This is a genomic window from Nocardia concava NBRC 100430 (assembly GCF_000308815.1).
In the GTDB taxonomy this organism is placed as follows: Bacteria; Actinomycetota; Actinomycetes; order Mycobacteriales; family Mycobacteriaceae; genus Nocardia; species Nocardia concava.
On sequence record NZ_BAFX01000102.1, the window covers coordinates 49,492 to 55,602 of the forward strand.

The 6,111-nt window shown below is 67.5% G+C and carries 8 protein-coding genes; 2 read left to right on the forward strand and 6 right to left on the reverse strand.

Features of this window, described 5'->3' with window-relative positions; genetic code table 11:
• Positions 1-43: 43 nt before the first annotated feature.
• From mutM to ON43_RS24235, 5 genes are all read right to left on the reverse strand, one after another.
• A complete protein-coding gene (gene mutM, locus ON43_RS24215) occupies positions 44-901 on the reverse strand; it encodes a bifunctional DNA-formamidopyrimidine glycosylase/DNA-(apurinic or apyrimidinic site) lyase (RefSeq protein WP_040811044.1) in 858 nt (285 codons plus the stop codon).
• A complete protein-coding gene (gene rnc / locus ON43_RS24220) occupies positions 902-1,669 on the reverse strand; it encodes a ribonuclease III (RefSeq protein ID WP_040811045.1) in 768 nt (255 codons plus the stop codon).
• A gap of 17 nt (positions 1,670-1,686) precedes the next feature.
• Positions 1,687-1,869 carry a 50S ribosomal protein L32 gene (gene rpmF / locus ON43_RS24225; protein ID WP_040811046.1) on the reverse strand — a complete coding sequence of 61 codons (183 nt, stop codon included), beginning with the start codon at positions 1,867-1,869 and terminating at the stop codon, positions 1,687-1,689.
• Between the two features lie 2 nt (positions 1,870-1,871).
• A complete protein-coding gene (locus tag ON43_RS24230) occupies positions 1,872-2,558 on the reverse strand; it encodes a YceD family protein (RefSeq protein WP_051179076.1) in 687 nt (228 codons plus the stop codon).
• A gap of 160 nt (positions 2,559-2,718) precedes the next feature.
• Positions 2,719-3,465: a DivIVA domain-containing protein gene (locus ON43_RS24235; protein WP_040811047.1), complete on the reverse strand. Its 747-nt coding sequence runs from the start codon at positions 3,463-3,465 to the stop codon at positions 2,719-2,721.
• Positions 3,466-3,727: 262 nt separating this feature from the next.
• On the opposite strand from ON43_RS24235, the gene ON43_RS24240 reads away from it, so the two are divergent.
• The gene (locus tag ON43_RS24240; RefSeq protein WP_444543743.1) at positions 3,728-4,249 is read left to right on the forward strand and encodes a GtrA family protein; all 522 of its coding nucleotides are present in this window, start codon (positions 3,728-3,730) and stop codon (positions 4,247-4,249) included.
• Between the two features lie 271 nt (positions 4,250-4,520).
• Positions 4,521-5,489: a putative endonuclease domain-containing protein gene (locus ON43_RS24245; protein WP_051179078.1), complete on the forward strand. Its 969-nt coding sequence runs from the start codon at positions 4,521-4,523 to the stop codon at positions 5,487-5,489.
• Between the two features lie 64 nt (positions 5,490-5,553).
• Here the strand turns inward: ON43_RS24245 and coaD are convergent, their stop codons facing one another.
• Positions 5,554-6,039: a pantetheine-phosphate adenylyltransferase gene (gene coaD, locus ON43_RS24250; RefSeq protein ID WP_040811048.1), complete on the reverse strand. Its 486-nt coding sequence runs from the start codon at positions 6,037-6,039 to the stop codon at positions 5,554-5,556.
• Positions 6,040-6,111 lie beyond the last annotated feature (72 nt).

Here is a 6,111-nt window from a genome sequence, read left to right on the forward strand (position 1 = left end):
GGCCACCGTCACCCCGGCCGACCGGGAAGAAAACCTGCTGGTCTCAGCCGCGCCGGCGGGGCTGACAGCGCGGGCAGGAGAAAGACGAACGGTTCATGAACTTCTCCCGCCGCATGATCGCACCGCAGCGGCGGCAGGGCTCGTCCTCGCGCCCGTAGGCGTTGAGCGAGCGCTCGAAGTACCCGGATTGGCCGTTGACGTTCACGTAGAGCGCGTCGAAGGAGGTGCCGCCGGCCTGCAGCGCCTCGCCCATGACGTGCTGCGTCTCGGCGAGCAGATTCGCCAGCGCGGGCTTGGTCAGCTTGGCCGCGGGGCGCTCGCCGTGAATCTTGGCCCGCCACAACGCCTCGTCGGCGTAGATGTTGCCGACCCCGGACACGACGGTCTGATCCAGCAGCAGCCGCTTGATCTCGGATTGCTTACCGCGCAACGTCTTCACGACTTTGTCGGCATCGAAGAGCGGATCCAGCGGATCGCGCGCGATGTGCGCCGCGGACTCGGGCACCCAGGTGCCGTCCACCTCGACCAGATCCGAGAGCTGCCAGCCACCGAAGGTGCGCTGGTCCACGAACCGCAGTTCGTTCCCGTCGTCGAGGGTGGCGATGATGTGCGCGTGCTTCTCCAGCGGCGCGGTCGCGGGCTGCACCAGCATCTGCCCGGACATGCCGAGATGCACGACGAGGGAGGTATCGGGCTCATCGAAGGTGAGCCACAAGAACTTTCCGCGCCGCTGCGCATCTTCGACACGCAGACCGGCAAGACGGGCGGCGAGATCGTCCCCGCCCAGCACATGCCTGCGCACCGAGCGCGGATGCTTGACGGTCACCCGGTCGAGGACGCGGCCCACCACATGCTCGGCGAGCCCGCGCCGGACGACTTCGACCTCGGGAAGTTCGGGCATCTAGCTCTTCGAGCCGTCCGAACCCTCGGGCGCGTTCTCGGCGTGCAACGCCTTGTAGGCCGCGCCCGCGGCCTTCTGCTCCGCTTCCTTCTTGGAGCGGCCCACCCCCTGGCCGTAACCCTTCCCGCCGATCACCGCGGTGGCGGTGAACTCCTTGTCGTGGTCGGGTCCGGTGGAGGTGATCTCGTAACTGGGCACGCCGATGCCGCGCTCGGCGGTCAGCTCCTGCAGGCTGGTCTTCCAATCGAGCCCGGCCCCCATGCGGGGACCGCGCTCGAGCAGATCGGCGAACAGCCGCAGCACGACGGTGCGTGCCACATCGATGCCGTGCTGCAGATGCACGGCACCCAGCAGCGACTCCATACCGTCGGCGAGGATGCTCGGCTTGTCCCGGCCGCCGGTGAGCTCCTCGCCCTTACCGAGCAGCAGGTGACGGCCGAGACCGCCCTCACCGAGACAACGGGCCACCTCGGCCAGCGCGTGCATGTTGACCACGCTCGCGCGCAGCTTCGCCAGCTCGCCCTCGGATTTGTCCGGGTGCTCCAGATAGAGGCGCTCGGTAATGCTCAGTCCGAGCACCGAATCGCCCAGAAACTCCAGGCGCTCGTTGGTCGGCAGGCCACCGTTCTCGTAGGCGTACGACCGGTGCGTCAGCGCTAGGCGCAGAAGCTCCGGTTGTACGTCCACGCCGAGAGCCTCGAGCAGGCTGGCATGGTCGGCTGCATCACCTACGGCGGGAATATCCGCCGCATCCTTGCTGGCGGTCACGGTCGCTTTAACGCGAATCAGATCGCGGAGGTGACCTGACGGCCCTTGTAGGTGCCGCAGGACGGGCACGCGATGTGCGGCAGGGTCTTCTGGCCGCAGGCGCGGTTCGGGCAGGTGATCAGGGTCGGCGCGGAGGCCTTCCACTGGCTGCGACGCGCGTGGGTGTTGGCACGGGACATCCGGCGCTTCGGAACGGCCACGACTAGCTCTCCTCTGTCTTACTTGCGGCACCGTTGTGTCCCGCAAGGGTGGAATCGGTTGATGGGTCCGACACTGCTTCCGAGCCGAAAGACTCAGGGTTTGCGTCGGGGGACTCAGCGTTGAACTTGGCGAGCCCGGCCCAGCGAGGGTCAAGTATCTCATGACCGTGGCCGGAACCCGCAATCGCCATCCTGACCCCGCATTCCGGGCACAAACCGGCGCAATCCGGCTCGCACAGCGGCTGCAGCGGCAGCTCCAGGCCGACGGCGTCCACCACGACCGGCTCGAGGTCGATCATGTCGTCGACGAGACGGTGGATCTCGTCTTCCTCGGTGGTCTGGTCGGTGGCGCTGTCCGGGTAGGCGAACAGTTCGGTGAGCTGCAACTGGATCTCGTCGGTGAACGGTTCCAGGCAGCGCGAGCATTCACCCTCGATGGGTGCGTCGACCGTTCCCATCACCAGCACGCCCTCGGAGACCGACTGCAGGGTGAGATCCATCTCGACCTGCGCGCCGACCGGGATTCCGACCATTTCCAGGCCGATCCGGTCCTCGGTGGTGACGGTGCGATGCAACTGCTTCATCGTGCCGGGCTTGCGTCCGAGGCTCCGCACATCCAGCACGAAACCGCCGTCCTTCAACGTCTGCTGACGACGAGGACGCGACTCGGAACCGGAATCGGCGGACATTCGGGACAACACCTAACGCTCGGCGGGGAATGGGCAACCACCCAACAATACCGAAAGCCCCGCTTGCGGCCCAAATTGGGTTACTCCGTCATCCCGGCATGGTTTTGGCCGGGATCCACAGTGGATTCCGGCCAAAAGCACGCCGGAATGACGGTGCTATCTAGCGGCGGAACTCGGAGGCGTAATCCGGAATCGAGGTACCCGATCGCACCTGGTGGCGGCCGCGGCCGACGATGCGCAGGGTATTGGAGAGGGTCTCCTCGAAGTCGGCGAGCTTGCCGTCGACGTAGTCGTCGCATTCCTGGCGCAGGCGGTCGGAGTCGGCCTGGGCGTTGTCGATGAGGCGGGCGGATTCGGCGTGGGCGGCGCGGACCACCTCGGTCTGGGAGACCAGGCGTTCCTGTTCGGCCTTGCCCTCGGCGACCGAGCGGTCGTAGGAGGCCTGGCCGGCGGCGGCCAGGCGGTCGGCCTCGGCGCGGGCGCGGCCGGTGAGGGAGTCGTATTCGGCCTGGCCGTCGGCGACGGTGCGCTCGGCCTCCTCTTCCGCGGAGGCGACGAGGTGCTCGGCGTGGGCGCGGGCCTCGGCGACCATGCGGTCGGCGTGCGCCTTGGCGTCGGCCAGGATGCGGTCGGCCTCGTCGCGGGCGGAGGAAACCGTGTGGTGCGCTTGCTCATTGGCGGTCTTGACGGTGGTCTCGGCGCCGGTGCGGGCGTCGGTGACGATCTTGTCGCGGTGATCGAGCACGTCCTGGGCGTCGTCGAGCTCGCCGGGCAGCGCCTCGCGGACATCGTCGAGCAGTTCCAGCACCTCACCGCGCGGCACGATGCAGTTGCGGGTCGGCGGGATGCCGCGGGCCTCTTCGATGATGGCCACCAGTTCGTCGAGCGCTTCGAATACCCGGTACATGTGCTACCCCACTCTCCTGCCAGGACTCACGGCGAGACTCTCCGCTGCAGCCAGTCTGCCAATCTCAGCGCTGTCAACAAGGTCCGACACGGCGTGTCGCGGGTTTTCCGGAACATGGACTGTCTCACAGACCACAAAAACAAGTGGAGGGAACCACTCCACTTCGTGTTACCTTTGTTAGGCAAGAAGGTGTCGGTCGGTGACGCTGGCCCGGGAGAATTTTCGGCGGCGGCAGGCCGACACCGACGTGTTCGGATGGGGAATGACAATGGCTGTCTACGAGATGACGGAGCGGACCACAGCGTCCGTGCCCGGTCTGGTGAGCACCTATGCCTATGGAACGCAGGCCCTGTACACGACCTGGTCCCGCTGGCTCGGGCAACTCGGCGCCTGGCTGCGCGGCGAAGCCGCCTTCGCACAACTGATTCGGTTCGCCCTGGTCGGCGGGCTGAGCAATGTCGGCTACATCCTGCTGTTCCTCGCCCTCTACGGCGGCGGGCCGCAGCTGGCCAACCTGGCCGGATCCATTGTGAGCACCGCCCTCGCCAATGAGATGCACCGTCGCCTCACCTTCCACGCCGCCGGTCGGGTGCGCTGGTACACAGCGCAATTGGAGGGCGGCGCGCTGGCGCTGGCCGGACTGGCCATCACCGCCGGTGGCCTGGCCATCCTCGAGGTGACCGCGCCCAGCATGGGCGATATCGCCGAAGCCCTTGCCGTCCTGGCCATTACCGCCGCGGTCGGCACCATGAGATTCCTCACCCTGCGCCTCTGGGTCTTCTGAGCCCCTCCCCGAAACCTCGCACTCCCGCCGGACCGAAATCCGGCGCTCGGTGCGAGGTTTCGTCGTTTCCGGAAGAAGTGGAACCCACCCGAGCAGCCCCGCGTCCAAGTAAGCATCCGATGGACGAAAGGGGTTCCGACATGATCAGTGGCCGCGGATGCCTTGGGGGACGACGCGATACACCGGGGCCACGCCCCCAACGCCCACCCGGCCGCGCCTGTGGTTCCTGCGTACGTCACCACCGGCCGCCCCGCCCCCGCAAGGAGGGCGAATGACCACCGCGAACGCCGAGGTCGCGGTGGCCGGAGGCGGAAAGCGGTGCGATGCGGTGAAATCCCGGCGTGCGCTGCTCGAGGGGTGTGGCGTTCCGCGTGGGAGTGGGCACGGCGCGATGCCGACGGCGTTGGATCGGCGGGAGCAGCATCGGGAGTTGATTCATGCGGTGCTGGCGGAGAAGGCGGCGGGGACGGTGGTGAGTCATCAGTCGGCGGCTGTGCTTTATGGGACTCGACTGTGGCGGGCGCCATTGGATCGGGTGTGTCTGACGAGGAATCGGCGTGGGGGTGGGCGGACCAGGGGGTTCGCGAAAGTGCATGGGTCGCCGGTGGATTCGGCGGTGGAGGTGGAGGGGGTGCTGGTGACGGCCCCGGCGCGGACGGTGGTGGATCTGGCGTTGACGCTGTCGTTCGAGGCGGCGGTGGTGGCGGGGGACGCACTGGCCGGGGCCTTCGGGCTCGGTGCCGAGGAGCTGGAGGCGGAGCTCGCGCTGGCCAAGGGTCGGTATGGGATCAATCAGGCCAAGCGGGTGGTGGGGATGCTCGACGGGCGCAGTCAGAGCATCGGGGAGTCGCTCAGCCGCAGCATGATTCATCGCGGCGGGCTACCGCTGCCCTCGTCCCAGGGCAATGTGTTCACGCCGGATGGGCGGTTCGTGGCGCGGGTCGATTTCTACTACGAATCCGCGGGTGTGCTCTGCGAATTCGACGGCCCCACCGAGTACGGTCGTCTGTTGCGCCCGGGGCAGGACATCGCCACCGCGATCCATCGGGAACGCGTCCGCGAAACCTACCTGCGCACACTGGGTTTCGAGGTGATCCGGTGGACCTGGGACGACCTCGTCCGGGGCACCCCGGCGCATCGACTCCGCGAGGCCCTCGCAACCAACCGTCCCCGGCCCTACGGCCGGATCGATCCGGCCCCGGCGCCGGAGCCGCGCGCGCTACCGGTTCACGCTCTGTGACGCCACCGGGCCCGCGGGGCCGTAAGGGGTTGCGGTCCCGCGGGTGTGGGGTTCTACGTTCGGCTCAGCCCTTGCGTTCAGCGATGCGCGCGAGCAGCCGCTTGTGCACGACCGGCGGCAGCAGGTCGGAGACGTCACCGCCGTAGGAGGCGACCTCCTTGACCAGAGAGCTGGAGACGTAGCTGTACTGGGGATTGGTGGCGATGAAGTAGGTGTCCACGCCGGTGAGCTTGCGGTTCATCTGCGCCATGCGGAGCTCGTAGTCGTAGTCCGTGGCGTCGCGCAGGCCCTTGACGATCGCGGTGATGCCCTGCTGCTTGGCGAAGTCGACGAGCAGGCCACCCCACGATTCCACCCGGACATTGGGCAGGTACGCGGTCACCTCCCGGATCAACTCCATGCGCTCGTCGACGGTGAACATCCCCTGCTTGTTGGGGTTCACCACGACGGTCACCACCACCTCGTCGAACTGCGCTGCCGCGCGCGCGAACACATCGAGATGTCCATTGGTCACCGGGTCGAACGACCCCGGGCACAGTGCTCCAGCCATGGCCGAACGCTACCCCATCGAGGTGGTCTCCCCGCCCAGGGCCGTCGCGAATCCGAAGGCCGGGACCAGGGC

Bases quoted from the DNA above. Each gene is read 5' to 3' on its own strand.
- ON43_RS24230 (WP_051179076.1), bottom strand. From the start codon at position 2,558: ATGTCCGCCGATTCCGGTTCCGAGTCGCGTCCTCGTCGTCAGCAGACG.
- ON43_RS24235 (WP_040811047.1), bottom strand. From the start codon at position 3,465: ATGTACCGGGTATTCGAAGCGCTCGACGAACTGGTGGCCATCATCGAA.
- ON43_RS24240 (WP_444543743.1), top strand. From the start codon at position 3,728: ATGACAATGGCTGTCTACGAGATGACGGAGCGGACCACAGCGTCCGTG.
- ON43_RS24245 (WP_051179078.1), top strand. From the start codon at position 4,521: ATGACCACCGCGAACGCCGAGGTCGCGGTGGCCGGAGGCGGAAAGCGG.
- mutM (WP_040811044.1), bottom strand. From the start codon at position 901: ATGCCCGAACTTCCCGAGGTCGAAGTCGTCCGGCGCGGGCTCGCCGAG.
- coaD (WP_040811048.1), bottom strand. From the start codon at position 6,039: ATGGCTGGAGCACTGTGCCCGGGGTCGTTCGACCCGGTGACCAATGGA.